Source organism: Rhodococcus sp. NPDC056743 (genome assembly GCF_042790355.1).
Lineage (GTDB): Bacteria > Actinomycetota > Actinomycetes > Mycobacteriales > Mycobacteriaceae > Rhodococcus_F.
In genome coordinates this window covers 228119-254270 of the sequence record NZ_JBHTZI010000009.1, presented here as the reverse complement: position 1 = coordinate 254270, position 26152 = coordinate 228119, and the positions used below count along the sequence as shown (strand labels likewise).

Annotated in this window: 25 protein-coding genes; 8 read left to right on the top strand and 17 right to left on the bottom strand. The window is 60.2% G+C overall.

Annotated elements, in window-relative coordinates; genetic code table 11:
• Nucleotides 1-229: 229 nt before the first annotated feature.
• From ACFRFQ_RS21965 to ACFRFQ_RS21955, 3 genes are read left to right on the top strand one after another with little or no spacing between them, the layout of a single operon-like run.
• Complete coding sequence (locus ACFRFQ_RS21965) at nucleotides 230-1054, top strand: FAD binding domain-containing protein (protein ID WP_378662205.1); 825 nt, start codon at nucleotides 230-232, stop codon at nucleotides 1052-1054.
• Nucleotides 1051-3744 (top strand): molybdopterin-dependent oxidoreductase, encoded by a 2694-nt coding sequence (locus tag ACFRFQ_RS21960; protein ID WP_378662199.1) that lies wholly within the window; start codon nucleotides 1051-1053, stop codon nucleotides 3742-3744. The genes ACFRFQ_RS21965 and ACFRFQ_RS21960 overlap by 4 nt, the downstream gene beginning before the upstream one ends.
• Nucleotides 3741-4712: an antibiotic biosynthesis monooxygenase gene (locus ACFRFQ_RS21955; protein WP_378662196.1), complete on the top strand. Its 972-nt coding sequence runs from the start codon at nucleotides 3741-3743 to the stop codon at nucleotides 4710-4712. Before ACFRFQ_RS21960 ends, ACFRFQ_RS21955 begins: the two co-directional genes overlap by 4 nt.
• Before the next feature lie 122 nt (nucleotides 4713-4834).
• Here ACFRFQ_RS21955 and ACFRFQ_RS21950 read toward each other — a convergent pair whose 3' ends face one another.
• The 4 genes from ACFRFQ_RS21950 to ACFRFQ_RS21935 all read right to left on the bottom strand — a co-directional run bounded on the left by ACFRFQ_RS21950 (nucleotide 4835) and on the right by ACFRFQ_RS21935 (nucleotide 11001).
• Nucleotides 4835-6184: a DUF222 domain-containing protein gene (locus tag ACFRFQ_RS21950; protein WP_378662193.1), complete on the bottom strand. Its 1350-nt coding sequence runs from the start codon at nucleotides 6182-6184 to the stop codon at nucleotides 4835-4837.
• A 145-nt stretch (nucleotides 6185-6329) separates the two neighbouring features.
• Nucleotides 6330-9431, bottom strand: a complete 3102-nt coding sequence (locus tag ACFRFQ_RS21945) for a multicopper oxidase family protein (RefSeq protein ID WP_378662190.1) — start codon at nucleotides 9429-9431, stop codon at nucleotides 6330-6332.
• Between the two features lie 146 nt (nucleotides 9432-9577).
• The gene (locus tag ACFRFQ_RS21940; protein WP_378662187.1) at nucleotides 9578-10591 is read right to left on the bottom strand and encodes a cation diffusion facilitator family transporter; all 1014 of its coding nucleotides are present in this window, start codon (nucleotides 10589-10591) and stop codon (nucleotides 9578-9580) included.
• Complete coding sequence (locus ACFRFQ_RS21935) at nucleotides 10588-11001, bottom strand: ArsR/SmtB family transcription factor (RefSeq protein ID WP_378662184.1); 414 nt, start codon at nucleotides 10999-11001, stop codon at nucleotides 10588-10590. The genes ACFRFQ_RS21940 and ACFRFQ_RS21935 overlap by 4 nt, the downstream gene beginning before the upstream one ends.
• 103 nt (nucleotides 11002-11104) lie before the next feature.
• Here ACFRFQ_RS21935 and ACFRFQ_RS21930 point away from each other — a divergent pair, with 103 nt between their 5' ends.
• The 3 genes from ACFRFQ_RS21930 to ACFRFQ_RS21920 all read left to right on the top strand — a co-directional run bounded on the left by ACFRFQ_RS21930 (nucleotide 11105) and on the right by ACFRFQ_RS21920 (nucleotide 12920).
• A complete protein-coding gene (locus ACFRFQ_RS21930; RefSeq protein ID WP_378662182.1) occupies nucleotides 11105-11530 on the top strand; it encodes a nitroreductase/quinone reductase family protein in 426 nt (141 codons plus the stop codon).
• Between the two features lie 63 nt (nucleotides 11531-11593).
• Nucleotides 11594-12181: a DinB family protein gene (locus tag ACFRFQ_RS21925; RefSeq protein WP_378662179.1), complete on the top strand. Its 588-nt coding sequence runs from the start codon at nucleotides 11594-11596 to the stop codon at nucleotides 12179-12181.
• A gap of 127 nt (nucleotides 12182-12308) precedes the next feature.
• The gene (locus tag ACFRFQ_RS21920; protein ID WP_378662177.1) at nucleotides 12309-12920 is read left to right on the top strand and encodes a glyoxalase; all 612 of its coding nucleotides are present in this window, start codon (nucleotides 12309-12311) and stop codon (nucleotides 12918-12920) included.
• 26 nt (nucleotides 12921-12946) lie between these two features.
• On the opposite strand, the gene ACFRFQ_RS21915 is transcribed toward ACFRFQ_RS21920, so the two are convergent.
• The 3 genes from ACFRFQ_RS21915 to hisI form a co-directional block, all read right to left on the bottom strand.
• Nucleotides 12947-13336, bottom strand: coding sequence for a DUF2784 domain-containing protein (locus ACFRFQ_RS21915; RefSeq protein WP_378662174.1), 390 nt, complete (start codon nucleotides 13334-13336; stop codon nucleotides 12947-12949).
• Nucleotides 13337-13419: 83 nt separating this feature from the next.
• Complete coding sequence (locus ACFRFQ_RS21910; protein ID WP_378662171.1) at nucleotides 13420-13713, bottom strand: DUF1905 domain-containing protein; 294 nt, start codon at nucleotides 13711-13713, stop codon at nucleotides 13420-13422.
• Between the two features lie 28 nt (nucleotides 13714-13741).
• Nucleotides 13742-14086, bottom strand: coding sequence for a phosphoribosyl-AMP cyclohydrolase (gene hisI, locus ACFRFQ_RS21905; RefSeq protein WP_378662168.1), 345 nt, complete (start codon nucleotides 14084-14086; stop codon nucleotides 13742-13744).
• A gap of 128 nt (nucleotides 14087-14214) precedes the next feature.
• Here hisI and ACFRFQ_RS21900 point away from each other — a divergent pair, with 128 nt between their 5' ends.
• A complete protein-coding gene (locus ACFRFQ_RS21900; RefSeq protein WP_378662166.1) occupies nucleotides 14215-14751 on the top strand; it encodes a universal stress protein in 537 nt (178 codons plus the stop codon).
• A gap of 329 nt (nucleotides 14752-15080) precedes the next feature.
• Here ACFRFQ_RS21900 and ACFRFQ_RS21895 read toward each other — a convergent pair whose 3' ends face one another.
• From ACFRFQ_RS21895 to ACFRFQ_RS21880, 4 genes are all read right to left on the bottom strand, one after another.
• Nucleotides 15081-15419: a hypothetical protein gene (locus ACFRFQ_RS21895; protein WP_378662164.1), complete on the bottom strand. Its 339-nt coding sequence runs from the start codon at nucleotides 15417-15419 to the stop codon at nucleotides 15081-15083.
• A gap of 50 nt (nucleotides 15420-15469) precedes the next feature.
• Entirely contained in the window at nucleotides 15470-15979 is a 510-nt protein-coding gene (locus tag ACFRFQ_RS21890) for a DUF3558 domain-containing protein (RefSeq protein ID WP_378662161.1), read from the bottom strand.
• 132 nt (nucleotides 15980-16111) lie between these two features.
• Entirely contained in the window at nucleotides 16112-19432 is a 3321-nt protein-coding gene (locus tag ACFRFQ_RS21885) for a protein kinase (protein WP_378662158.1), read from the bottom strand.
• Nucleotides 19433-19549: 117 nt separating this feature from the next.
• Nucleotides 19550-21031 (bottom strand): flavin-containing monooxygenase, encoded by a 1482-nt coding sequence (locus ACFRFQ_RS21880; protein ID WP_378662496.1) that lies wholly within the window; start codon nucleotides 21029-21031, stop codon nucleotides 19550-19552.
• Between the two features lie 77 nt (nucleotides 21032-21108).
• Between ACFRFQ_RS21880 and ACFRFQ_RS21875 the strand changes: the two genes are divergently transcribed.
• On the top strand, nucleotides 21109-21738 hold the full coding sequence (locus tag ACFRFQ_RS21875; RefSeq protein ID WP_378662156.1) for a TetR/AcrR family transcriptional regulator: 630 nt from the start codon (nucleotides 21109-21111) through the stop codon (nucleotides 21736-21738).
• Here the strand turns inward: ACFRFQ_RS21875 and hisF are convergent.
• From hisF to ACFRFQ_RS21845, 6 genes are read right to left on the bottom strand one after another with little or no spacing between them, the layout of a single operon-like run.
• A complete protein-coding gene (hisF, locus tag ACFRFQ_RS21870; protein WP_033230908.1) occupies nucleotides 21735-22508 on the bottom strand; it encodes an imidazole glycerol phosphate synthase subunit HisF in 774 nt (257 codons plus the stop codon). The two genes, ACFRFQ_RS21875 and hisF, sit on opposite strands and share 4 nt — an antisense overlap.
• The gene (locus tag ACFRFQ_RS21865; protein ID WP_378662153.1) at nucleotides 22505-23338 is read right to left on the bottom strand and encodes an inositol monophosphatase family protein; all 834 of its coding nucleotides are present in this window, start codon (nucleotides 23336-23338) and stop codon (nucleotides 22505-22507) included. The genes hisF and ACFRFQ_RS21865 overlap by 4 nt, the downstream gene beginning before the upstream one ends.
• 9 nt (nucleotides 23339-23347) lie before the next feature.
• Nucleotides 23348-24082, bottom strand: coding sequence for a bifunctional 1-(5-phosphoribosyl)-5-((5-phosphoribosylamino)methylideneamino)imidazole-4-carboxamide isomerase/phosphoribosylanthranilate isomerase PriA (gene priA / locus ACFRFQ_RS21860; RefSeq protein WP_378662151.1), 735 nt, complete (start codon nucleotides 24080-24082; stop codon nucleotides 23348-23350).
• 19 nt (nucleotides 24083-24101) lie between these two features.
• Nucleotides 24102-24365: a hypothetical protein gene (locus tag ACFRFQ_RS21855; protein WP_378662148.1), complete on the bottom strand. Its 264-nt coding sequence runs from the start codon at nucleotides 24363-24365 to the stop codon at nucleotides 24102-24104.
• On the bottom strand, nucleotides 24362-24997 hold the full coding sequence (gene hisH, locus ACFRFQ_RS21850; protein WP_033230912.1) for an imidazole glycerol phosphate synthase subunit HisH: 636 nt from the start codon (nucleotides 24995-24997) through the stop codon (nucleotides 24362-24364). The genes ACFRFQ_RS21855 and hisH overlap by 4 nt, the downstream gene beginning before the upstream one ends.
• Nucleotides 24998-25006: 9 nt before the next feature.
• Nucleotides 25007-26071, bottom strand: coding sequence for an LLM class flavin-dependent oxidoreductase (locus ACFRFQ_RS21845; RefSeq protein WP_378662145.1), 1065 nt, complete (start codon nucleotides 26069-26071; stop codon nucleotides 25007-25009).
• Nucleotides 26072-26152 lie beyond the last annotated feature (81 nt).

Here is a 26152-nt window from a genome sequence, read left to right as displayed (position 1 = left end):
GTTGGGTCTCCGCAGCCGCCGAATGCGTAACTACGTCCGTAACTGAGCTCGCAAATGCAAGAGGCGGAACCCGCCCCGTACTCAGACGTACCCAAAATCTGAAATCGCATGCACCGACCAGTTGGTCTTCATTCCGATTTGTCTGAAATAGGCGAAACATGTGAACGCATCTCGTGTACTCGGTAATGTCGCAATCCGGTATGTCACGTCCCCGAGGGGAGCACGACGCATGGATCTCACCACCATCAGTGACGTAGTTCGGCGACCACCGGATCGCCCCGGTGCGATCTGGCGGGTCGGGGACGCGTGGCTTGCCGGTGGAACATGGTTGTTTTCAGCAGAACAACCCGACCTGAATCGCCTTGTGGATCTGACAACGCTGGGCTGGGCGCCGCTGGAACCTCACACGAACGGTCTCACCATCGGCGCCACCTGCACGATCAATGACCTGTATACGTTTGTAGCGCCCAGTGATTGGCGAGCGGCCGAACTCTTTCGTATCAGCTGTGAGTACTTCCTGTCTTCGTTCAAGGTCTGGAACAGCGCAACGGTGGGCGGCAACATTTGCATGTCGTTGCCTGCCGGCCCGATGATCACCCTGTCCGTCGCACTCGAGGCGACATACACACTGTGGGCTACGAACGGGACTGAACGAGTTGTCGACGCAGCCGATTTTGTAAGCGGAGATCACGAGAACATCCTCGAACCGGGCGAGGTGCTTCGCAGCATCGACTTTCCGCTTCGTACGCTCACCAAACGTCACGCCCACCGCCGATTCAGTCTCACCCATCTCGGCCGTTCCACCATATTCATGATCGCCACTCAGACACCCGGCACTTCCGATCTCCTACTCACCATCACCGCGGGAACAACCCGACCGATCCAACTGTCATTTGCCACTCTCCCGGACCGGGATTCGCTACAGCACGTCATCAATGCCATTCCTGAAACTGTCTGGTTCGACGACCCGAACGGCACCCCTGACCACCGCCTTCACCTCGCCCGGCATTACGCCGAGGAGCTGCGCCTGGAACTGAGCGAGGACCGGCTATGAGCTATGTGGTGAATGGCGGAAGCTTCAGCGAGCAACCCTTTCCCGGGCAATGCCTACGTACATTCCTCCGAACCCTCGGACATCACGGTGTGAAGAAGGGATGCGACGGGGGCGATTGCGGCGCCTGCACAGTCTGGCTGGACGGCGCACCGATCCACAGCTGCATCACCCCCGCCTTTCGCGCCGAAGGTCGGGATGTCACCACAATTGAAGGCCTCGGCACGCCGGAGAATCTGCATCCGATGCAGGCACAATTCCGCGACGCCCCAGGCTTTCAGTGCGGCTTCTGCACTGCCGGCATGATCATGACGTCGGCAGCGTTGACCGACAGCCAGAAAGAGGACCTGCCGCGCGCTCTCAAAGGAAACCTGTGCCGCTGCACCGGTTATCGAGCTATCGAGGACGCCGTCAACGGAGTCAGCGCGATCGAGGTTGCGCTACCCGGACAAGCGGTGGGCACAAGCGTCGGCGCGCCTGCCGCAACCGAAGTGGTGACCGGCCGCGCCGAATACACCATGGATACAACGATCGACGGGATGCTGCATCTGAAGGTGCTGCACTCACCGCATGCCCACGCGCGCATCATCTCGATCGACGATGCTGCCGCACTCGCCGTACCCGGCGTGCAACGTGTCTATACCTGGAAAGACGTGCCGCGCAAGCGTTTCACGACAGCCATCCACACCGACCACCTCGTGGATCCCGATGACACCTACATCCTCGACAACGTGGTGCGCTTCGTCGGTCAACGCGTGGTGGCCGTGCTTGCCGACACCATTGCCGCAGCCGAAGAAGGCCGTCGCAAAGTGGTGGTCGAGTACGAGGAGCTCCCCGCTGTCTTCGATCCCGAGGAGGCGATGGCCGACGGTGCCCCAGCACTGCACGGTTCGGACGACCCGTTTGTCCGCGACCCCGAACACAACATCCTGCTCGAGATCCACGGGCATGTCGGCGATGTCGAAGCCGGTTTCGCAGCAGCCGACGTGATCCATGAAGGCACGTATTTCTCGCCCCGAGTCCAGCATGCGCACCTCGAGACACACGGTTCCATCGGCTGGATGGAAGACGAACGACTGCACGTGCGCACCAGCTCGCAGTCCCCGTCGATTGCCAAGGTCAAACTCTCCCACCTCTTTGATCTGCGCCCGGACCAGCTTCGCGTGTTCTGCAAACGGGTGGGCGGTGGATTCGGCGGAAAACAAGAGGTGATCACGGAAGACCTCGTTGCACTGGCAACACTGGACACCGGCCGACCCGTCAGCCTCGAGTTCACCCGTGAAGAAGAATTCACCACCGCGTCTCCGCGCCATCCGATGAAATTGACGATCAAATTGGGCGCCACGGCAGACGGGACGCTGACCGCATTTCAGTACCGCAACATCTCCAATACCGGCGCCTATGGAAACCACGGCGGTGAAACGTTGTTCGCCGGCGGGGCTGCCGTCTCGCTGTACCGATGCGCCAACAAGAAGTTCGACGCGTATTCCGTCTACACGAACAACGTTCCGAGTGGAGCGCTGCGCGGTTACGGGATGACTCAGCCCGCATTTGCCGTGGAGTCCGCGATGACCGAACTCGCTATCGCATTGAACCTGGACCCACTGGAGCTGCGTCGACGCAACATCGTGCGGCCAGGCGATTCGCTCGTCGCACTCGAGGACGGACCTGACGACGTCATCTTCACCGAAGACGGACTCGGCCAGTGCATCGATCTGGTTGACGCCGCTCTGGACCGCACACGGGTCCCAGTTCTCGGCGATGACTGGCTCATCGGTACCGGCACGGCCAGCTCATTACACGAAACCGCTCCACCCACCGAGCACATCTCAGAGGCCTGGCTCACTCTCGGAGAGGACTGTGTCTACGAACTTGCCATCGGAACAGTCGAATTCGGTGAAGGTACGTCCACCGCCCACGTCCAGATCGCCGCCAATCAATTGGGAACCACACCGTCACGGGTGCGAATCATCCAGTCGGACACAGACCGTACCGGTTTCGATACAGGCGCTTTTGCCAGTGCCGGCCTCTTTGTTGCGGGGAACGCCGTCTTGCGGGCGTCGAACGCGTTGCGAGATCGCCTACTTGCCTTTGCCGCGCACCACACTGGTGTTGCCGTCGATCAATGCTCGATGGACGACGACAAGATCGTGTGCGCAAGTACACGATTGACACTGCAGGACGTTCTCGACGCCGCGAGGCAACGCGGGATCCGATTTACCGTGGCTCGCAAGGCGTACGGATCACCACGCAGCGTCGTGTCCAATACGCACGGCTTCCGAATTGCGGTGCACCGGATGACCGGCGAAATCCGGATACTGTCCAGCGTTCATGCCACCGACGCGGGTGTGATCATCAATCCTGCGCAAGTTCGAGGCCAGATCGAAGGTGGTGTCGCGCAAGGAATCGGCTTTGCGCTCACCGAGAACTTTCATGTCGACGCCGCCGGCGCGATGATGAACCCGAATTTGCGAAACTATCGCATTCCCACGTACGCAGACATTCCTCGCACCGAGGTGATCCTCGTCGATTCGGTCGATTCCGTCGGCCCACTTCGTTCGAAAGGCATGGCGGAGTGTTGTATCAATCCGGTGGCCCCTGCCCTGGCGAATGCTCTGCAGAACGCGACCGGCACCCGATTCCGGTCACTTCCCCTCACCCCGGAACGGATTTACACGGGGCTGAACCGATGACCGCGGAGACATCCGCCGACAACATCGCCACAGTCATCATCGGTCAGCGCGTCCACCCCGACATGGCGGAGGAGTTCGAAGTCTGGCAGAAGGACCTCAACCGTGCTGCCGCCGGCTACCCCGGATTTCTGGGCACCGAAGTGTCCGCGCCCACGGCCATCCACCCGGAGTGGGTGATCGTCTATCGCTTCGACTCCATCGCCCATGTTCAAGCCTGGATCAACAGCGCGACACGTCAGGATTTCCTCGAACGCGGACGCCGGTACTTCGACGGCCCCGGCACCCAACAAGTAGTGAGTGGCGGCATCAAACCGCCCGATCCACTCCTCACCGTAGTCGTGTCACATCGGGTCAGCGATGACAACGTCGAGGAATTTCTCGCGTGGCAAGACCGCCTTCGAGATGTGGAAAGCACATTCGAGGGATTCCGCGGCACGGAACTGTTCCGACCCGTCGACGGCGTCCAGGACGAATGGACCACTCTCTACCGTTTCGACAGCGCCGCCCACCTCGATACCTGGCTGACGTCCCCGCAGCGTCAGGAACTCCTCGCCGAGGGGCGGCGGTTCCATGACTTCGAACTGCGCACCGTCGACAATTCATTTGGCAGTTGGTTTGCTTTCGACGAGAACGGCAACGAAGCCCCGCCACCGTCGGACACCAAGACGGCGATCGCCGTGTGGGTTGGCCTGTACCCGACTGTCGTCTTGCTGACCTTGGCATTGTCACCACTGAAAATGCCACTCTGGCTTGGGTTGTTGGTGGGGAACCTACTCTCGAGCTTCATCATGAGTTTCTTCACCATGCCCTATTACGTGAACCGTCTGTTGAGTCGCTGGTTGCGTCCGCCGGCAGGGGTGCCAGTCGCAAAGACGAACGCTCAGGGATTGGCGATCGTCGCAGCGGTGACAGTGTTCTGGGTTGTGGTGTTCTATCTGGTTACCATGCAGATCTGGTCGCTGCCCTGATTCGAAGTTCCTTCTACAAGTACCGCCACGGGCTTCCGAACCCGCGCACGCGTGTGGGCTTCGCATCGACTGGCTGGTGATGCGAAGCTCGCGCGCGGTATGTGGTTCCGGCAGAGCTGGTTTCAGTCTTGGTGGACTGGTCCTTGGCGGGTGGTGGAGCGGCGGCGGCGTTGTTTCGGGTCGATCGCTACTGGTGGGATGAACCAGGGTTTGCGATCATCGCCCATTTTGATTTCCCAGATACCGCGGAACCCGCTGGTGCTGTGGATCAACGTGTGGTGGCTGCGGCAGAGCAACACGAGGTTGTCCATCACCGTCACACCGCCCGTTGACCACGGTTTTATATGGTGTGCGTCGCACCAGGCCGGTACCGCATCACAGTTCGGGAAGGCGCAACCTTTGTCCCGGGCGATCAACGCGATGCGTTGTTCGGCTGTGACGAGGCGCTTGAGCGGTGTCGCATCGAGGGGTGCGCCGTTTCCGTCCATCAAGACGGTCGAGAGCATGCAATCGCACGCGAGCATCCGGGTTTTGCTGACGCTGAGCGGTCCCATCCAGGGCATGTAGCCGACGTCGAGATCGTCGAACACAGACTCGTCATCCAGGTCAGGCGCGTCATCACCCTCGGCTCGTGTGGTGGCGCATTCACGATGCTCCGCAAGGTCTTTCGCGGTGATATGCACATTCACGTGCGGACGCTGACCACCATCCACACCGGTAACGGCATTGTCCAAATATCGACGGATCAACTCTGTGAACGCGTCGGCGGTGCGCTTGGATGCCGACCGCGCATCCGGGGTCCCGTCCGCGGCGGGTTTGGGCATCGACAACCCCGACAGCGCAGACAGGAGCATTTCACCGGTGAGTGCGTCGAAGTCGCCCTTGATGACAACCCGACCGTTCAATGTCGGCGCGATGCGTAGCGCATTCAGATCGTTGTCCTCGCAGGGCGGGGGCTCGTCGGATTCGAAGATCCGCTCCAAAACCGCGATCGCATACCGCAGCTTCGTGGTGGTCGCTTCCACCCCGGACGCGGCGGCAAGAAGAGTTTTCAGGCTTGGCGTCAACGCGATGTCCGGCATCCCCTTCGGCGGGGATTCACAGAACGCGGCGATCAACGCCGCATGATCGAGCGAGAGATCACCCGCCTCGAACTGCGCCGCAATGTCAGGGAATGTCCGCAGTGCGGCACCGAGAGCGGCGATCTTGTTGCCGGCCGCGTTCTGCAGCATCGCATTGGCCGCCAACCACCGACCCACACCCCGGTAACACAGCACCTGCTCGTCGGGATTGAGTGCCAATTCGTCGACCGCGGCCACCCGAATCGCTTCCAACCGAAGAATTTCCGCGGACACCGACACCACAACATCACGAATCTCAGCCGGACGCAACCGCCACAACGTGGCGCGCACACCCACAGCCGAACCGGCTACAACATCCCCCACCGCAATTGAATCGCTAACTATGGTCATCAAGGCCTCCCCACCCGTGACCTAAGTATACTCGAACGTCTATTCGATTCAAGGGATATTTCGGACAGGTTCCACAAGAAAATTCTCGAGAACTTCTGACATACAACAGCATTCGACGGCCAGTCCAGAACCGCTTGGCCGCACACTAGCGACCCCCGAGCGGTAACGCTCCAATCCCGTTCGCATAAGGCGGCAAGACTCCGATCAGGCTCGGGGTAAGTGTCGTCGCAGATGGATCAGCACGCCCCAGGGAAAACTTCCGAACTTCAGCACTGATTCCGTTGTTGCCACCGATCAGCACGTCCGCCCCGGTTGTGGTACTGGTAGTCGCAACGCTGACACCCGAGATTCCCTCGAACGGACGGAAGGACGCGATCTCCCGAAATGCAACATCGGTGGAGTGGTGGTCGGGGCTTTCGAGGTACATCTCAGGTGATCCGTCGAGGCGTGATCCGCTCGAGAAAACTCGTACAGATCCGTCTCCTCCGCCCATCCCGGTCACTATGGATTTTGCACCGCCCTCCGCACCGGCCACCCACCCTGTCGACAGAGATACCCCGCCTCGATAACTCTGATCGAACGCCAGGAACTGCGAGGTAGTCACCGGCCCATCCGAGTGACCTGCATGTTCGTCGGCCGCGCCTGAAGATGCGACTGTGGGCTCATACAGGTCGTATCGGAACGTCTTCACCCACGGTTCGTCACCAGGTCCCGGAGCAGTCACGATGCTGGCCCGGCCGGAGTGCGAGTCCACCATCCCGGTCGCGATGGTCACTCCACTATTCGAACCCGGATAGGGAGTGAACGATCCGAATTCCGCAGGCGCCGATTTCTTGTCCGTCGGCAGAACAGTGGAGTAGATCTTGACCTGCGATTCCATTCCTGGGCCGGAAGCCACGATAATGTTGTCCGCCAATGCATTTCCGTCGATATCGACTCCGGCGACGTTGACGCCACCACGGAATCCGGCATCGAAGGGCGAAAAGCGTGCCAGTTCGTCGGTGAAAGGTGGTCCGTCGACCGCGTTGTACGCCACCACTTCCGGTGCCGTGCCTGCGCCGGTTCCAGCGATCAGGTCGAGCACCATGTCACCGTTGACGTCTGCCATGGCCACGCTCGGAGTTCCCTCGAACGACGGAAACGGCGTCACGGTCGTGAGCAGCGTATCGCCATCCGCGTCGAAGATCTGCACTGTCGCGGACACACCGGGCGAGCCGGGCACCGCAACCGCATATGTCGACACTTCGGGAATCACGTTGACCGTCGCCATCAACCCGTTGTCCTCGTGATTGAGCCGATGGCAATGGATGACGAAGGTCCCCGTGTATTCGGTGAACTTGGTTCGCAGCGTCACCGATGCCGGGACGAGCGCGTTCTCATTCTCGTCAGTCACGGGCGCCGGCACGTTGACGTTGTCAATCCCCCACTGCTGCACCCCAGTTGTGGTCCCGGCAACAGGATCCACTACCTCCATCACTTGAAAGTCGTTGACGTGAATGTGCATTGGATGCTCGTCATTGTTGAGGTTCGTAATTACCCATTCCTCGACCGAGTTCAGACGTGGCTGAATCAGGGGAATGTTCGGGAAGGTATTGTCGGCGAACTCATACGTGAAGGCTTTCGGATCACTGTTGCTGGCCTTGTTGTTACCGAATCCACCCGAGACGGTGAGGTTGCGGGTGACATCGGGATTCATAACGGCGGTATCCACAAAAGACGTGTAGGCATCAAGTTTCTGCCCGAATTCGAAAGGTGTTGTCTTGCCTGTTCCTTCGTCCGGCGTTGCTCGAATCAGCTGCTGAGTCGGGAACGTGAAGAATCCGTCGGCGTAACTGATCACCGACGGGTCGACGGTGACGGTTCCGAGTTCGGCCGGCGGATTCTCGGTGCCGTTGTTGGTGTAGAGAATGCCAGGATTGGTCACCGGTTTTGCACCATCGAGCGGCGGCATTTCCAGCACCAGATCACCGGATTCAGGCATCGTGACTGCAATCGCATACCGGGACGCAGGCGGAATCACGAGGCGCGTCCCGTCACCATCCACCGGCGGTCTGACCTCGGAAAACGGGTTTCCGTCCTGACCCACTATCGCGAACCGCGGATGATTGCCCGTCGCGGTTTCCGTCAAGGTAACCGGCATATACGCGAAGTCGCTGATATTGGCGAGCACCCAGATTTCGGTCTGACCCGGCTTCAGTTTCAGCGAAGGCTGGAACTGACCGTTCACGGTGTACTGCACGTCGCGTTGATTGTCGGGCAACGCCGGATCGGCCGGAACGCTCGTCGATTCGCCCACGAAGCTCTGGAGATTGGCGGGGACAAACTGATTCTGTCCGCGATGGTTTGCCGGCGACAGCGGCCCGCTGTACCAGTTGGTGAAATATTGTGAGCCTTCCGTGGTTTCCGAGAAGTTCACCGGCGCGAGACTCGGGCGGTAAGTGCCGTCGGCAAGCTCCGTACCCGTCGGCGGTTCCAGAGTGCTGACAAATTGTGGCCACATCGCGTCATTGAGCTTCCGCCCCTGACCTTTGCGATCGAACACGAAGTTGTATTGCAGTGCCATATCGCGGATCGGGATGTCATTGGCCGTCACTATCGGCAGATTGCCGTCCGGCCGGCCGATTTCCAGCAACCCCGCCAGTCCCATGTATGTCTGTTGAGCAGTGAGCGTGTGACGGTGGCTGTGGTACCAGTACAAACCGTGGGGCATCGACCCGGGGATTGCGTAGTCGTACACATTCCCCTGTCCGGCCGGAATATTGAGCAACACGTTGTCGGCATTGCCGTCCGGACTGACATGCACGCCATGGGTGTGCAGATTGAGCGGTGCAGACGCCAGCACCGGAGGATAAATCGGGACGGAACCACCCGCCGGGGTGAACGCTGGATCGTAGAAGTCCTCGATAGCGAGACCCTGCAGGTCGTTGTCGTAGTGGACGATCAAGCGCTCGCCAGGATTGACCCGCAATGTCGGGGCCGGATACACATCGGTTCCGGAATTCGACCCGTCGGACGCCGCGCCACGGATGACGTCGTATCCGAAGAGCAGGAAGTCGGACACCGTCCCCGACGCAGTATCGAGCGGCACCGATCCCTGGTTCGCAGACAATCGCACTTCGAGAACCCCGTCGACGCTGCTGAGTTTGACCGGTTCCCGAAAGTCGACCGGCGCCCCGTCCGAACCGAAATTGCCCCCTGCACCGGATACCGGATCACTCGTTGCGCACGCAGCCAAGGCAACCGTCATAGACACCACGACCAGGGCGACTAGCGACCTTCTGTACCAAGCGATCACTGGTTTCCCCGTTCCATGGCGGCGTGAGATACGTCCGATCGACGCTTCGTAGCGTACCGAGGAAACCCCTAGTGAACAGGATATTTAGAACAAAGTGGTCATGTTGTTGTATGGCTGTCGAGCGATGAGTGGGCGGGGTACGCGTGTACCAACGCTGACGACAGCTTCGGGACTGCGTGCGTCAACGTGTGTTCGGCGCTGTGCGCAATCGCGTGGGCCTGCGCAAGACTCGTAGAAGGATCGATGTCGAGTTCTGCATCCGCATGTAACCGATGACCGATCCACCGCATCTTCAAACCCCGAACCCCCAGAACACCAGGTTCCCCACACAAGGCAGTTTCAGCCTCGTCCACCAATTCCGGTTCGACGCCGTCCATGAGGCGCTGAAACACGTCACGCGCAGCGCTGCGGAGCACGGCAACTATTGCTGCGGTGATGACCAGCCCGATGATCGGGTCAGCAAGCGGAAACCCCAACGCCACTCCCCCCGCACCGAGCAGAACAGCCAATGACGTGAATCCGTCTGTCCGAGCGTGTAATCCGTCAGCCACCAGAGCAGCAGAACCGATCTGCCGACCGACCCTGATCCGATACAACGCCACTAGTTCGTTGCCGATGAAGCCCACCAGACCAGCGGCAGCGACCCATCCCAGATGATCGATCTCGATCGGATTGACGAGCCGTCGAATTGCCTCGACGCCTGCAATCACCGCCGACAGCGCGATCATAGCCAGGACGAACAGGCCCGCCAGGTCCTCGGCCCGGCCAAATCCGTAGGTATAGCGGCGGGTTGCCGCTCGTCGCCCAAGTGCAAAGGCAATCCACAGCGGGATCGCGGTGAGAGCATCGGAGAAGTTGTGAATGGTGTCTGCCAGGAGCGCCACCGACCCGGAGATCGCGACAATCGCCACTTGCGCCGTTGCAGTGATTCCCAGCGCCACCAAACTGATCTTGACTGCTCGGATACCGATCTCGCTCGATTCGAGCGCGTCGTCGACACTGTCGGCCGCGTCGTGGCTGTGTGGGGCAAAGACATCGCGCACGGCAGACCGGAATCCGCCGCGAGAATGACTGTGGCCGTGCCCGTGTCCAACGCGGGGTTCGTGCGTCATGACGCCCCCTCCTCCTCACCACCGCGCGATGCGCGCTCCGGATGTATCTCGCGAAGTTCTCCGGCGGTGCGGTGATGCCCCGGCAAGCCCGGACCCGCATGCTCGGCATTGAAGACCGCGTCGGTAACCAGTTGGCGCACATGGTCGTTCTCGAGGCGATAGAACACGGTGGTGCCTTCACGACGGGTGCGCACCAATCGAGCCATCCGCAGTTTCGCCAGGTGCTGCGAGACGGACGGTGCGGGCTTTCCGACGCGTTCCGCTAGTTCGTTCACCGAGCACTCTCGATCGACCAACGCCCACAGAATCTGCACCCGTGTCGCGTCAGCGAGCATCCGGAACACCTCGACGACGAGATCTACCTGATCATCGGGAAGCTTCCGCCTACAAATCTGACTATCTGCGTTCATGCGTAGATAATAGATCAATAATGTTCGGACGTAACTCCGCCCAGGCGAAAGTTATGCCAAGATTTTGGTGCCGGAAACCCACAGACCTAACCAGGAGACGACGATGAGTACTGACGACTGGAACGCAGACATCATTGCCCAGTTCCGAGAAAACGAAGGTCACGTGGGCGGCCCGTTCGAAGGCGCGCCGATGGTCTTGGTCCACCATCGAGGCCGAAAGTCCGGACGTGAATTCGTCAGCCCGATGATGTATCTGGCAGATGAGCAAGACCCAGACACCATCTACGTGTTCGCGTCCAAAGCCGGCGCTCCCACCAATCCGGACTGGTACTACAACCTCACAGCATCGGACCGCACCGAAGTAGAAGTCGGCACGGAGAAATATTCGGTTTCCGTCAGCGAAGTGACCGGCGACAATCGCGACAAAATCTTCGACGAGCAAGCCAAGCGGTACCCGGGTTTTGCAGAGTACGCGGAAAAGACGGCTGGAATCCGCACCATCCCCGTGATTGCTCTCCGACGCGTGTAAATAGCGACTCTGCCCGGCCCCAAACTCCTGACAGGAGGAGCAAATACCGGGCAGAGTGAGTACATGGACGCACGTGACTTCGACTGGAATTGGGCACTTCGCGAGCAGTGGGAATTCCATTGGAACCATCAGCTCAAATCTCGACTCGACGGACTCACCGACGAGGAGTACTTCTGGTCCCCCGGGCCCGATGCCTGGAGTGTTCGCCCTCGTGGCCAGTCGACGGCACCGATGCACGTCGGGGCTGGAGAGTTCACAATCGACTACGCATTTCCCGAGCCGGCCCCGCCGCCGTTCACGACGATCGCGTGGCGACTCGGCCATGTCATTGTCGGTGTGCTTGCTGCGCGCAATGCATCACACTTCGGTGCCGCGGCCGCTTCGTACGAGACCTGGGAGTACGCCGGCACCGGGCGCGAGGCGCTAGAGCAACTCGAGGCGCAACTCGATATCTGGCTCACCGGAGTGCGAAACCTCGGCGAGAGCGAACTCCGGGAATCAGTCGGAGCGAAGGAGCCATACCCCGAATTGTCGATGGCCGATCTGGTGCTGCACATCCATCGCGAGCTGATCCATCATCTTTCCGAGGTCTCCCTGTTGCGCGATCTGTACCTGCACACCAGATCTGTTGCTTTCCCGGCAAACTCGTAGAGCCCGGAGCGCACGCAAAACCGATCAGGAATCGAGAAGCGTCGACTGCCGCACCGAAACTACCGTTACAGACATGAATTCACCACGTGATCCCCAGTCCGCTCGCACTTCAACGAGGAGCGCCAAGATGACCACCGCAGAGTCTGTGATCCTCGAGGTCCCCGATCCCGCAGCCGCCCAATCTTTTTACGCAGCCTTCGGCGTCGGAGACCGCGTGCACGTACGAGCGGCGCAGACACCGACAACCGGCTTCCGCGGCTACACCCTTTCCCTTGTCGTGTCGCAGCCGAACATCGTCGACGTCTTTGTCGGTGCGGCTCTCGACGGCGGTGCCACTGAGCTGAAGCCCGTCAAGAAGTCTTTCTGGGGATATGGCGGTGTTGTGCAGGCTCCGGACGGCGCAATCTGGAAAATTGCCACGTCCTCGAAGAAGAACACCGGACCGGCGACCCGGGAGATCGAAGACCTCGTGTTGTTACTCGGCGTCGACGACGTCAAGGCGAGCAAACAGTTCTACGTGGATCACGGCCTCGAAGTGTCGAAAAGCTACGGACGCAAATACGTGCAGTTCACAGCTCCGCCGGCAAAGCTCACAGTTGCCCTGTACGGACGGAAGGCCCTGGCAAAGGATGCAGGTGTCTCTCCTGACGGGAACGGATCACACCGGATCGTCATCACCGGCGACGGGGAGCCGTTCACCGACCCTGACGGCTTCGCGTGGGACACCAACCTCGCCTGAAGGAATCCGCTCGCCCGAAGAATCCGTCAGTGGCGCGAGTGCGCCTCCGTCGACGCGGGCCTCACGTGGCGTCCGAGCAGCACGTAGCCCACCCAGGAACCCACGACCACCGCAGCGGCAACACCCTGGACAATCGCTTCGATACTGACGGGGTAGAAAACGCCGGCGATGTAATGGGAAATGAACCCGGTAGACGGTAATTCGGAGATTCCCGCCATCCGGCGAGCCCAGTTTTCGAGATTCGTCAGCGGACAGTCGTATCCGATCAGGACCGAACCTGCACCCCACGCGACGGCGACAAGATGAAAAGCAATAGTACGACGCCACTTCCACGCCACGAACCCACCGAATACCACGTAGAGAATGAAGCTGAAGTGAACGAATACCGTCGCACTTTCGATGAGCCGGTACACCATCGTTGTCTCCGCTCGTGGCGCGGAAGTCCCGCAACAACCAGACTATTCCGATGCTAGTCCGCGCAGACGTTCTCTACCCGGTGTCAGCTCAAACGCTGATGCAGGTGGACCGACACTTCTTCACCGGCCGCGCTCTTACCGATCGCCTTGCACAGCGCAACCCTCAGCGGCAACCAATGCGGTCCGTCACCAGAGGGCATCAACGTTGCTTCGAAAGGGTGCTCGCCGTCAAGCGTTCCGACCACCTTGACTGCTCGCCGAGTGCCGAGCAGTTCCGCCGACCCCGGTACTGTCAGAAACGTCGCGAATGCGCCGTCCTTCTCGATGGGCGAGGTAAACGAATAGTCGAGCGGTTGTGGAGTCTTCGTCGCGGCCATACTTGCTCCCCTTCGTTGGCGAAGTTTCCTACTCTGCAGCGAGTAGAACGTCGGTATCGAAGCAGGTGTGGGTGCCGGTGTGGCACGCGGCGCCTTCCTGATCGACGATCAGAAGGACCGAATCGCCGTCACAATCGAGGCGAACTTCGTGGACGTGCTGCGTGTGGCCCGACGTCTCTCCCTTGACCCAATACTGCTGACGTGAACGCGAATAGTACGTTCCCTTACGGGTTTCCAGCGTGCGAGCAAGCGCTTCGTCATCCATCCACGCGACCATCAACACGTCACCCGTGGATTTTTCCTGCGCAACTGCGCTGAACAGTCCGGCATCGTTTCGCTTCAGTTTTGCTGCAATCGCGGGGTCAAGACTCATAGGACGTTTATACCGTCCCACACCCCCACCTGCGGAATCCGCCTGAAGAAATCCAACGACGACCGCCGTAAAATAGACGTCAAAGTGCTGAACTCGTAGTTCCGATCTCCTGCGAAGGATCGCGCACGATGAAGAAACACCACGACGGACCACACCCAGAACACACGTTTCACCTCGAAAGCCCGGCAACCGGCATCGCCCATCCGCGCCATGTTGTGGTCGGCATCGGCAGTGAACCGTCTAGCGGCCATGTACTGGACTTTGCACTCTCACTTGCCCGCGCGGAAGATGCATCGCTTCACGTCGTTCACTGCATCACTGCCGAGGACCAACCCGTGGAAACCGATTCGCCCCAGTTCGAGAAACGCCTCAGTTCCGCCCTGTCCTCCCAACGTGAGCGCACACTCTCCGCACTGAAATCTCACACCGGCGATTGGACATACGACTGCAACCACGGGGATCCCGCAGTCGTCATCCTGTCGACGGCGGAAAAACACGACGCGTTCACCATTGTGATCGGGGCACCTCGCCGAGGTCCGATTTCCGCGATGGGCCAGTTGGTACACAGTTCTGTTGCCGCACGCCTGAACCGCCAAAATCGATACCCGATTGTCCTGGTTCCCGCCGGAGTGAAATCGACGACATGGACGCGTAAGTCAGCATGACTATCCGCGGCGACATTGCACTTTCAGGTTCACTGCCCTCCCGCGCGAATGCTGCCGCCCGACGATTGCGCGGATCTCAACTACGCGAATCAGACAGGCCACACAACCGCACTCATCTCCGATGAACCAGAGATATCGGTGCCGTTATTTGCCGCTGACAGTTCAATCACCAGGAATCGCAATTGATTACCAGTGAATCTACTGTAGTGCGTCGTCGTGCTGGCCTCACGGAAACGCAACTCACCACATAGCCCGTCTGACCAACCATCCACGAATATTCCATGCGGTCAAGCCAACGGCTCGAAAAATTTCAAGTCGTTCAACGTAATTCAGTTGATCCGACCCACACCCCTGAGTGAGTCGACGTTTTGCTGTTCCTGCATCGCGGCGTTATCGATGCACTTCTGGAAGTACGCGCGCATGCCATCGACTACCGTGATGTGACTTTCCAATGCATTGACCAATGAGTCTGGACTACCAAATGCCTTCTCTTGAAATTTTTCTTGGAGAGCAAGCCCGGACTTCAGAGTTCCGAAGCCTCCAAGCTGCTTGATGTGCTGTGCATCGTTGACCAACAATCGATACTCGGCAACAAGAGCCTCACATGCAATTGCCAGCGGTTTCGCAACATTCGGGTTCACGTTGAAAACCTGCTCCGGATTTGACACTAATCTCACGCTCACTCTCAGCAACACGATCTAGAGGAAGTTCGAACCGGTTAGGGAAGCAGCGGAACGATACGTTGCGCTGCGCGCTCGACGAGTGCGCATGGTGTTTCAGGCCGATCGATACCAAATTTTGCACCGACACGCACCAACGCGGTTGACTGCGCTGTCGCGAAAGCTACGTTGCACGCCAAATCCCCGTCGTCGTCACGCTCTTGGTACACAAGAATGCTACGTCCCGCAATTTCGCCTCGCCGCGGATCGCGTATCGCGGAATTCTCCTCCACAGCTTCGAATGAACGATCAGCTGATGTGAGACCCAGATAGAACCATGCCCCCTCCCAACTACACACGTTGAATCCATCGATGTGGGTGTCTAAGAGATCCACGCGCTGAGTGCCCGGATCGACGCCCAGCTTCAAAAGGTCATCTTGACTGAGAACCGCGCACGGATCGAACATTCCGATCGAATCGACAGGGTAGGCCTCACCCTCAACCGTCGAGGAACATCCCCCGAGTAGGGCGACCACTGAAACCGACAGACAAGCGCCCCACGCCCTCATAGCACTCCCCCTAACGACAGCAGGCTTCACACAGTTGGACGCACCGGAGAACCAGCCGGTTCCCGCCTGACTGCTATCCAAGTTCTTTCCGGCAGCTGCGCGGACTACTGCAACGCGTCACGCTCTCCAGCGTTACGAGGGGTGCTCCAACTCGCGCGCGGCGAGTTGTGAGCGTGAGGTGAAACCGAACTTCGTCAGAATGTGCTCGATGTGCCGTTGAGTTGTCCGAACCGAGATCGCGAGCTTGTCCGCGATGGCTTTGTTGTCGAGGCCAACTGCGACGAGATCGGCAATCTGTTGTTCACGCGCACTCAATCCGGCCGCCTGGCCGGTAATCGACGGATTCTCTTGCAGCGCAAAGGCTACGGACTCGTGAAAGTCCAGTGCATGCCCTTGCATTCGCGCATTGCGAAAAGCCTGGCCGCCAAGCGCACGAAGCGTTTCCTGCTCGCATCGCTGTCGATAGTTTCCCAAGCTCGGGAACAGAACCGGCGAACTGTTCACCATGTCGACGATCACTTCGGCGGCGCCCATCAAGACAACGGCGCGACGTTCGTCGTGTTCGGCGCCGGCGATCCAGGCGAGCGCATCCAGACACACCGTCGCAGTGAGAGGCTCCTCGACGCGTTCGGCGATACGCAATGCTTGTTTGACGAGGTCGGCTGCGTAGGCGAGATCTCCTTGCCGCCAGACCGCGACGCCCATCGACCACAGCGAGTAGGACCGGTATACCGATTCGCCGGTGCGCTGCGTGATCGCCAGAACCTGCTCGTGACAGGAGATGGACCGGTCCGTCTCACCGTTGGCTTCGTACGCCATTCCGAGGGTGTTCAGAATCCACACCCGCAAGGCGAGGTCATCGCCGGTGCCGACCAGATCCAACGCCTTCCTCAGGTAGTCGCACGCGCGCTGAGCGTCGCCGAGAAACAGTTCGAGGCAACCTTGCGCTTGGATCACCCTGGCTTGCGAGGTCCACTCGTCGAGGTGCTCGGACAAATCGAGATGCTCGAAAACGTCCAGGTTCTCGGCCAGCTCGACGGCTTCGGCGACACGTCCGGTCGCGACGTCGAGCGCACCCTGAATTTCGGCGAGAACGCTACTGGCGCACAGAGCTTTGATTCTGTCCACGGTCGGATACTCGAGATCGATGTCCAGAAGGTGATCGAGCCAGTAGCGTCCCTCGCTGAACAGTCCACGCGAGAGCCAGAACGGAAACAGTGCGCCTGCAATCTGCAACCCGAGTCCGTCGTCACTGTGCGTCGACTCCGCGTAGTCCATCGCCTCACGGAGATTTGATTGTTCTCTCCCTAGTCGATCGATCCAGTCTTTCTGCCGGGCACTGATCCATTCGGTTTCCGCTTCCAACACCATCTTTCGGTACCAGTCACGATGTTGCCGCCGCAACGAACCGTAGTCGCCGGATTCTTCTGCTTTCTCTCGGCCGTAGTCGTGGAGCGTATCGAGCATCCGGAAACGCACGACGGTTTCCGATTCTTCGCGGATCAGGATCGACTTGTCGACCAGCGAGGCCATCCCGTCGAGCAACTCGTCGGGGCTGTGATCGCCGCAGCAAATGCTTTCCACTGCATCGAGTTCGAAGCCGCCGGCAAAAACGGATAGCCGCGCCCACAGCTGCTGTTCCCATCTCGTGCAGAGATCGTAACTCCAGTCGATGCACAATCTCGACGTCTGTTGGCGGGACGGTGCATTGCGGCTACCGAGCGTGAGTAACTTGAACCGGTCGGTCAGCCGATCCAGGATTTGTTCGACGGACATCGAACGCAATCGGGCAGCAGCCAGTTCGATAGGTAGGGGTAAACCGTCGAGTCGCTGACAAATTCGCGCAACCGTAGACTTGTTTCCCTCGGTCAGCTCGAAGCCAGGCAATGCCGCCGCAGCCCGGTCGGTGAACAACGTAATCGCGTCGTAGCGGGACAAACCGTGAAGCGATGTTTCGAGATCAGGGGCGGGCACGGACAACGGCGGCACCCGAAGAACAGTCTCACCACCGATTCCGAGTGGCTCTCGACTGGTTGCCAGAATGCGAAGGTCCGGACAGACACGCAGAAGAAACGTGGCCAGATCGGCAACTGCACCGACGAGGTGTTCGCAGTTGTCCAACAACAGCAGCACGTTCCGGTTGGCCAGAAAGTCCGCCAATACGTCTTCGAGAGGGCCGGTTCGATCTCTGATCCCCAGCGAGGACGCAACAAGGTCGGCGAGCAACGACGCATCCTGAAGTTCGCCCAACTCGGCTACGGAGACTCCGTCATCGAACTTCTGTCGCAGATTCGCGGCAACTCTGACTGCCAGCCGTGTCTTTCCTACGCCGCCGACACCCGTCAATGTGACCAGCCTGGATTCGAGAATCTTCACTTGGGTTTCAGTCAACTCTCGCCGTCGACCGATGAAGCTCGTCAATTCCAACGGCAACTTGCCGACAGGGGGCGTGGACGTGGGAGTCGCCGACGACACGGCACTTCTGCCGCCAGTACTGGCGGAATCCTGTTGACTCGGCTCCCCCGCTTCGGTTGTCAACAGTGCCATATCGGTAACGGGAAAACCTTTGGCAGACTGGATCTGTCGAAGTTCTTCGCCGAAGTCGCGGGCAGAAGCAGTCCGTCGAAGCGGGTCGGCATTCATCGCTCGCTCGATGGCAGCAGACATCCCTTCCGGGATTCCCAGTTCACGGAGGTCGGGAATCGGCTCGGTCGTGATCCGCAAGAACTGTGCGATCAATTCCTCCCCGCTGCGACGCTGGAATGCCGCATGTCCGGATACTGCGCAGAACAGCGTTGCACCGAGACCGTAAATATCTCCCGCGACACTGGGTGGCTCGCCGCTGAGAATTTCGGGTGCCGTGAACGCCGGTGATCCGGTTACGGTACCGGTGGACGTTTCGAATCCGCCCACAATGTGCGCGATCCCGAAGTCCGTAATCGCCGGCTCGCCGTAATCGGTGAACAAGATGTTCGCCGGTTTGACGTCGCGGTGGAGAATCCCGAGTCGATGAGCACTTTCGAGAGCGCCGGCTATTTTCACTCCAAGTCTCAGAGTTTCGTTCAGCGACAGCGGCCCCGTTGAACGAATTCTCGTTTCCAGAGATCCTCGCGGGTGATACGGCATCACGATGTAGGGGTGACCGCTTGCCGTGGTGCCGACGTGCAAAACGTTGACGATGTTCGGGTGGCCGGTCAGCCTCCCCATCACGTGTTGTTCACGAACGAAACGAGCATCGTTGTCCTGTTCAACGCTCGCGGTGAGAACCTTCACGGCCACGATGCGGTCCAAACGCGGCTGCGAACAGCAATAGACGACACCGAAGCCGCCGCGCCCGATTTCGCGAGCGTCCTCCAGCCCCGACATCTCCAGTTCGGAGACGACGTTCGAAGTATCGTGCGCCGTGTTGAACGGATCAGCACGCTGCGTACCAAACGGATCGATTTCCGACATCAACCTTGCACCAACCAGCCCTCCCCGAAGATTCGCTGGCACTGATCTCGAGAAGTCCAAAGTCAGGATATCCCTTTTCGGCGCGACGCACCGCCGCCGCCGCCGACTAGGAGTGGTTCACGAGATCAAATAGTCCTCGAGAGGAAAGCGCTTCGCCTCGACAAACGCGTTGCGCGTCGACGTGGGCCGCAAGATCGCCGCCTCACCGTGCTGGTTGAAGTAATAGCTTCGCGCGGTCTGGCAGCTGCCGCCGTAGAACACGGAGTCGGCCAGGTTTTCGGTCATTCGGTCGAGAAACTCGGAGTTGGCTGCCTCGGTGACCTCGAAGGTGTCTGCGCCTCGCCGCTTCAGCTCACCGAACAGTCGCTCCATGTGCTGCATCTGCGATTCGATGGTCGTGAAGTACGACAGTCCGCTGTACGAATACGGGCTCGCCAAAGTGAGAAAGTTGGGAAAATGCGGGACAGAGACTCCCTCATACGCCTGAAAACGGTTGTCACGCCACCACTTTCCGAGATTTCGGCCCTCACGGCCAATGACCTCGATAGCCGGGAAGTTGACGTCCCACAGGTTGAACCCGGTTGCCAGCACCAGAGTGTCGATCTCGGTCTTACGCCCGTCGACCGTGACGATACCGTCGGCGGCAATGTGATCGATCGACGTCGTCTCGAGGTGAACGTTGCGTTTGGTGAATGTTCGAAAGTAACTGTTGGAGAAGGTAGGTCGCTTGCACCCGAAGTCGTAGTCCGGAGTAAGTTGCTTGCGAAGTGCCGCGTCGCGGACCTGTGACCGCAGGAAGGCACGCGATGCTGCCGCGGCACCTTTGTTGATCAGCTTGACCTGCCTGTAGTGCAATACAGCGCTCACCATGATCATTTCCAGAATTCCGGAGCTGACCGCGCGCGCGATCCGCTGAGTCAACGGAATTCGAGAAAAGAGTTTCTGAACAGCCGACGGAATGGGCACGTCCAGCTTGGGAACAACCCAGATCGGCGTGCGCTGATACACGGTCAGATCCGCGGCCTGCCGAGCAACTTCCGGAATGAGTTGCACTGCGGTAGCACCGGTTCCGATAATTGCGGTCTTCGTTCCGGAAAGATCGTACGAATCGTCCCACGCCGTGGTGTGAATGATCTTGCCCGCAAATTCATCGATACCGGAGATATCCGGTCGGTGTGGTTGGGAGAGAAAACCCGTTGCCGTCAGTAGATAGGTGGCGGTGATCTCAGGCTGCCCGTCCACGGACACCACCCAGTGCGCCTCGTCCTCGTCCCACCGCGCACCGTTCACCACAGCGCCGAACGTCATATGCCGTCGTAGATCGTATTTGTCTGCGACATGGTCGGCGTATTTCTTGAGTTCCGCCCCCGGCGCGAAGAGTCTCGACCAATGAGGATTGGGCTCGAACGAATACGAGTAGGTGACCGATGCGATGTCGACCGCCAATCCGGGATAGCGATTGACGTGCCACGTTCCACCCAGATCATCCTCACGCTCGAGAATCGCCAGGTTGTTCAGACCCAACCGCTTGAGCTGAATGGCCGCACCCATTCCGCCGAAGCCCGCCCCCACCACTACTGCGTCGTACTGCACTGCCATCAGATCGAATCCCCTCGTGAACCGCACATCAGAAACTGACACGTCATTCCGTTATGGAAGACGGTATCATCTTCAGCGTGACCAAGGCCATAACCCGAGCGGAGCGAAAAAAGGCGGAACTGCGCCGCGAGATCATCGACGCATCGTTCGAGTGCTTTGCCCAACGCGGCTATCACGCCACCGGGATCGCTGACATTGCAACAACTCTCGGCATCGGCCACGGCACGTTTTACCGCTACTTCGAGAACAAACGCGACATTATCGATCACGTCATCGACGACCTGATCGCCAAGATCATCACCGCACTCGCCACCGACAATGCGCCGGATGCAGCAAACACCTTGGACGAGTACCGCGCTCAGGTAGCGCGCATCGCGGATGCACTCCCCCGGATCTTCTTCGACGACCCCCGGATCCCGCGGGTACTGCTCTTCGAGACAACAGGTGTCGACGCCGACCTCACCGGCCGCATGCTCGACCTACTCGACCAGGCCGCCGCACTCACCGCCGGATACCTCCGACACGGCGTCGAATGCGGCTACCTCCGCGCCGACCTCGATATCGCGAACACGGCACAGGCCGTCAACGGAATGATGCTGGCCAGCGGCATACAGGGACTACGAGCGGAATCGTCCGTGGACTGCACCGCACTCAACCAGGCGATCACCCGGATGATGTTCGACGGAATCCGAGCAGATAACGCCTAACGAACGACAATCCCCTCGGCGCGCATAGCGTCCTTGACCTGCGGGATGCTCAGATCACCGAAGTGGAAGACACTGGCTGCGAGGACTGCGTCAGCGCCGGCTTCGACTGCGGGCGCAAAATGCTCGACCAGGCCGGCACCGCCACTGGCGATGACCGGGACGTGAACAGCGGCGCGGACAGCGCGGATCATCAGCAGATCAAAACCGGCCTTGGTGCCGTCGGCATCCATGGAGTTGAGCAGGATCTCACCGACGCCCAACTCTGCGCCACGCTCGGCCCACTCGACCGCGTCGATGCCGGTTCCGCGCTTGCCGCCGTGCGTCGTGACCTCCCAGCCGGACGGGGTGTCCGGTTGGCCCTGCGGCACTGTCCGGGCGTCGACGGACAAAACGATGCACTGTGAACCGAAACGCTCACTCAATTCTTTGAGCAGTTCGGGACGCGCGATGGCGGCGGTATTGACGCTGACCTTGTCGGCTCCGGCCCGCAGCAGACGGTCGACGTCTTCGACCGTGCGCACACCGCCGCCAACCGTCAGCGGAATGAAAACCTGCTCGGCAGTTCGACTTACGACGTCGAGCATCGTGCCACGATCAGACGTCGACGCTGTCACGTCCAGAAAAGTCAGCTCGTCGGCGCCCTGGGCGTCGTACGCTGCAGCAAGTTCGACTGGGTCACCCGCGTCGCGGAGGTTCTCGAAGTTGACACCCTTGACCACTCGCCCGGCATCGACGTCGAGGCACGGGATCACACGAACTGCGAGGGTCATGACGTTGGTCCTCCTGAGGACGAAGCGCGCGGATCACCGAGCGATGTAAGGATGTCGAGAATTTCACCGTGAACACCGGGAGCGGCAGCAAGTACCGAATCCGATTCTACGGTCCACGGGTTTCCGGCTAGGTCGGTCACCACCCCACCTGCCGCGCGGACCAGTGCGACCCCCGCCGCGTTGTCCCACGCATTGTGCCCGTAGACGATCGCACCGCCTAAAATGCCTGCCGCGGTGAAGGCCAGATCCACTCCGGTGCTGCCGTGGATACGGATGCGAGACGACACCTTGCTGATTTCAGCCAGCACCTCGAGGCGGTAGCTGCCGGGAATTCGTCCACGACTCTTCGCGTTGAGCGCACCCAATGCGACAATCGACGACGCAAGATCGGTCGACTCCAAAGGCGGAACCGCCGCGCCGTTCACCAACAACGGACCGCCGGACTTTGCCGCGTAGGTATGCCCGATCAAGGGCAACCAGGTCAACCCCAGGACCGGAACACCGTCGTCGAGTAGTGCAAGCAGCGTTCCGGCTTGCGGGAGGCCGGCCGAGTAGTTGAACGTGCCGTCGATGGGATCGAGGACCCAGACAAGCCCGGACTCGATGTCCGGGCCGCCGAATTCCTCGCCGTGCACCTCAATCCCGGTGCGGTCGAACAACTCCGAAGACAGCCGCTTCTCGAGTGCAAGATCTACCTCGGTGGCAAAATCGCTCCAGCCCTTGCGGACTGCACTGGGCGAGCCGACACCGGATACGAACTGATCGTGAACTCCGTCGAGCAGCCCACCGGCAATCGCGAGGAGTTCGTCGAGGTCACGCGGCGGGGTCATCAAGCGAATCTAACCGGAAACTGCAGCAAGTGCTTCGGGAAGGGTGAAGCGTCCGGCATACAGCGCCTTGCCGACAATCGCACCTTCGACGCCCTGATCCACCAAGCTGGAGATGGCCAACAAATCGTCGATGGTCGAGACACCACCGGACGCAACAACATGGGCGTCGGTGACAGCGCACACCTGGCTCAGAAGTTCGAGATTGGGACCGGTGAGGGTGCCGTCCTTCGATACGTCGGTGACGACGTAACGCGTGCAGCCGTCACGGTCCAGGCGAGCGAGGGTTTCCCAGAGGTCGCCGCCGTCGGTGACCCAGCCGCGACCGCGGGTGCGGTACTGGCCGTCGACCAGACGCACGTCGAGGCCCACGGCAATTTTGTCGCCGTACTTGGCCAATGCACGCGCGCACCACTCGGGATCTTCGATGGCGGCGGTGCCGAGGTTGACGCGGGCACAGCCGGTGGCCAGTGCGGCTTCGAGGGAGTCGTCGTCACGGATTCCACCGGACAACTCGACCTTGACCGTCAGGTCGCCGATGACGCCTGCCAGCAGTTCGCTGTTGGATCCGCGGCCGAAGGCAGCATCGAGGTCGACAAGATGTACCCATTCGGCGCCGTCGTTCTGCCACGCAAGGGCGGCGTCGCGGGGCGACCCGTAACCGGTCTCGCTTCCCGCCTCTCCTTGCACGAGGCGAACAGCTTCACCGTTGACAACATCCACAGCAGGCAAAAGGACCAGGCTCACGTGCGATAACCCTAGTCGGTCAGGACCCGGAACCGTGTGTCGGGTCTTGATCACCGTCACCGAAGGCTTTTCGGGTCATCCGCTTGGATACGACGCCCATCGCCGCGATAGCCGCGGCAACCCCGACGAGGCCGATGACGAGTCCCACGACAGGCGTCGGATCTGCCAGAACCACGACCGCCGTCGTGATGGCGAGAACAGCCACGGCGGCGCCGAGCGAGAACAGCGCCAGACGAGCCAACGAAAAGTTGTCTCCGCTGTATTTACCCGAAGGTGGGGTCACAAACTCTGCACCCAGTTGCTCAGCAGTTCAGCACCCGCGTCGCCCGACTTCTCAGGGTGGAACTGCGTTGCGGACAACGCACCGTTCTCGACGGCAGCGAGGAACTTTCCGCCGTGGTCAGCCCAGGTGAGTTTGGGTGCGGCGATGTGTTCGGACGGCGGCAGTTCCCAGTTCTGCACACCGTACGAGTGCACGAAATAGAAGCGCGTGTCGGCGTCGATACCTTTGAACAGGGTGCTGGACTCGGGTGCTTCGACGGTGTTCCAGCCCATGTGCGGCAGAACATCGGCCTTCAACCGCTCGACAGTGCCGGGCCATTCACCGCAGCCCTCGGCTTCGACGCCGAATTCGACGCCGCGCTCGAACAGAATCTGCATGCCGACGCAGATGCCCAGAACCGGCCTGCCGCCGGCAAGGCGCTGACCGATGATCCGCTCCCCCCGAACCTCACGCAGGCCCTCCATGCACGCCGCGAATGCGCCGACGCCGGGAACGACCAAGCCGTCTGCGGCCAACGCCACCTTGGGATCGCTGGTTACCTCCACCTGTGCGCCGGTGCGCGCCAATGCGCGGGTGGCCGAATGCAGGTTGCCGGAGCCGTAGTCGAGGACGGCAATCGTGGAAGCGCTCATGCCCCAACTCTATCGGGCAACGTCGGCGCCGATTACTTCGCCGCCTGCACCCGAATCCGGGATCGGCTCCCAGCCCAGCGCTGGACCCAGCTTGGTCGCCATGTCGGTCAGTATCTGCACGTAGTCCGAATGATCGAAACTGAACGGCAGAGCAAACGCTACTTCGTCGACGGCACGGAACGCCGCATTTTCATAGAGCGTGTCGGCAATCTCGTCCGAACTTCCGACGAGGTCGGGGGCGAACATCATGCGCGCCGGTCCCTGAGGTTCGCTCGTGCGGGCGAGCCTGCTATCCGCATAGTCACGATACTTGCGGATCTGCTCGTTCGACGCGGTGTCCGTGGGGATGACAACGAGGCCTTGCGACACCCGAGCAGCCTCACCGGCGGGATGATGTTCACGGAACCGCTGAATGTGCGAGTACTGAATCTCGTCGAAATCCGTCGATTCCTCAGCCCTCACCACACTGCTCACCAATAGATTCAGTCCGGTCTTTCCAGCCCACTCGGCAGACCGTAAACTCGCTCCGCCGTACCACATTCGACTTCGCAGACCAGGCGAATGCGGTTGTACCCGATCCGAGAACTGCTCGATTCCCTCCGTTCCGCTCCACCCGGATACCGGTTTTCCTTCGACGGCCCGAAGAAGCCGATGCACACGTTCGTAGCTGAAATCCTCGACATCGGCCGTATCCGGATAGAGCGCAGCCTTCACCCGTTCGTACTGCATCGGTGGACCGACACTCACGCCGGGATTGACGCGACCACCGGAGAGGATGTCGACGGTTGCGAAATCCTCGGCGAGACGCAGTGGGTTCTCCCACCCCAGGGGCGTGACCGCTGTCCCCAACGAGATTCGTCGAGTGCGCTGCGATGCCGCAGCCATGACCGCTATCGGCGACGAGATTCCGAACTGCAGGTGCCGGTGCCGCAGCCACGCACTGTCGAATCCGAGCTTCTCCCCCAGCTCGATAATGTCGAGAGTCGACTCGTGACCGAGTTCGGGCCGATGCTCGTCGAAGAGACCGATCGTCAGAAAGCCCAACTTCTGCAGCGGTACCGAACGTGTGGGCATGAAATCTCCTCAGTCAACAAGACTCTGTGATCAAACAATGGTGCTCCGCATCGCTCGATAATTCAGCGCACCGGGCCCAGC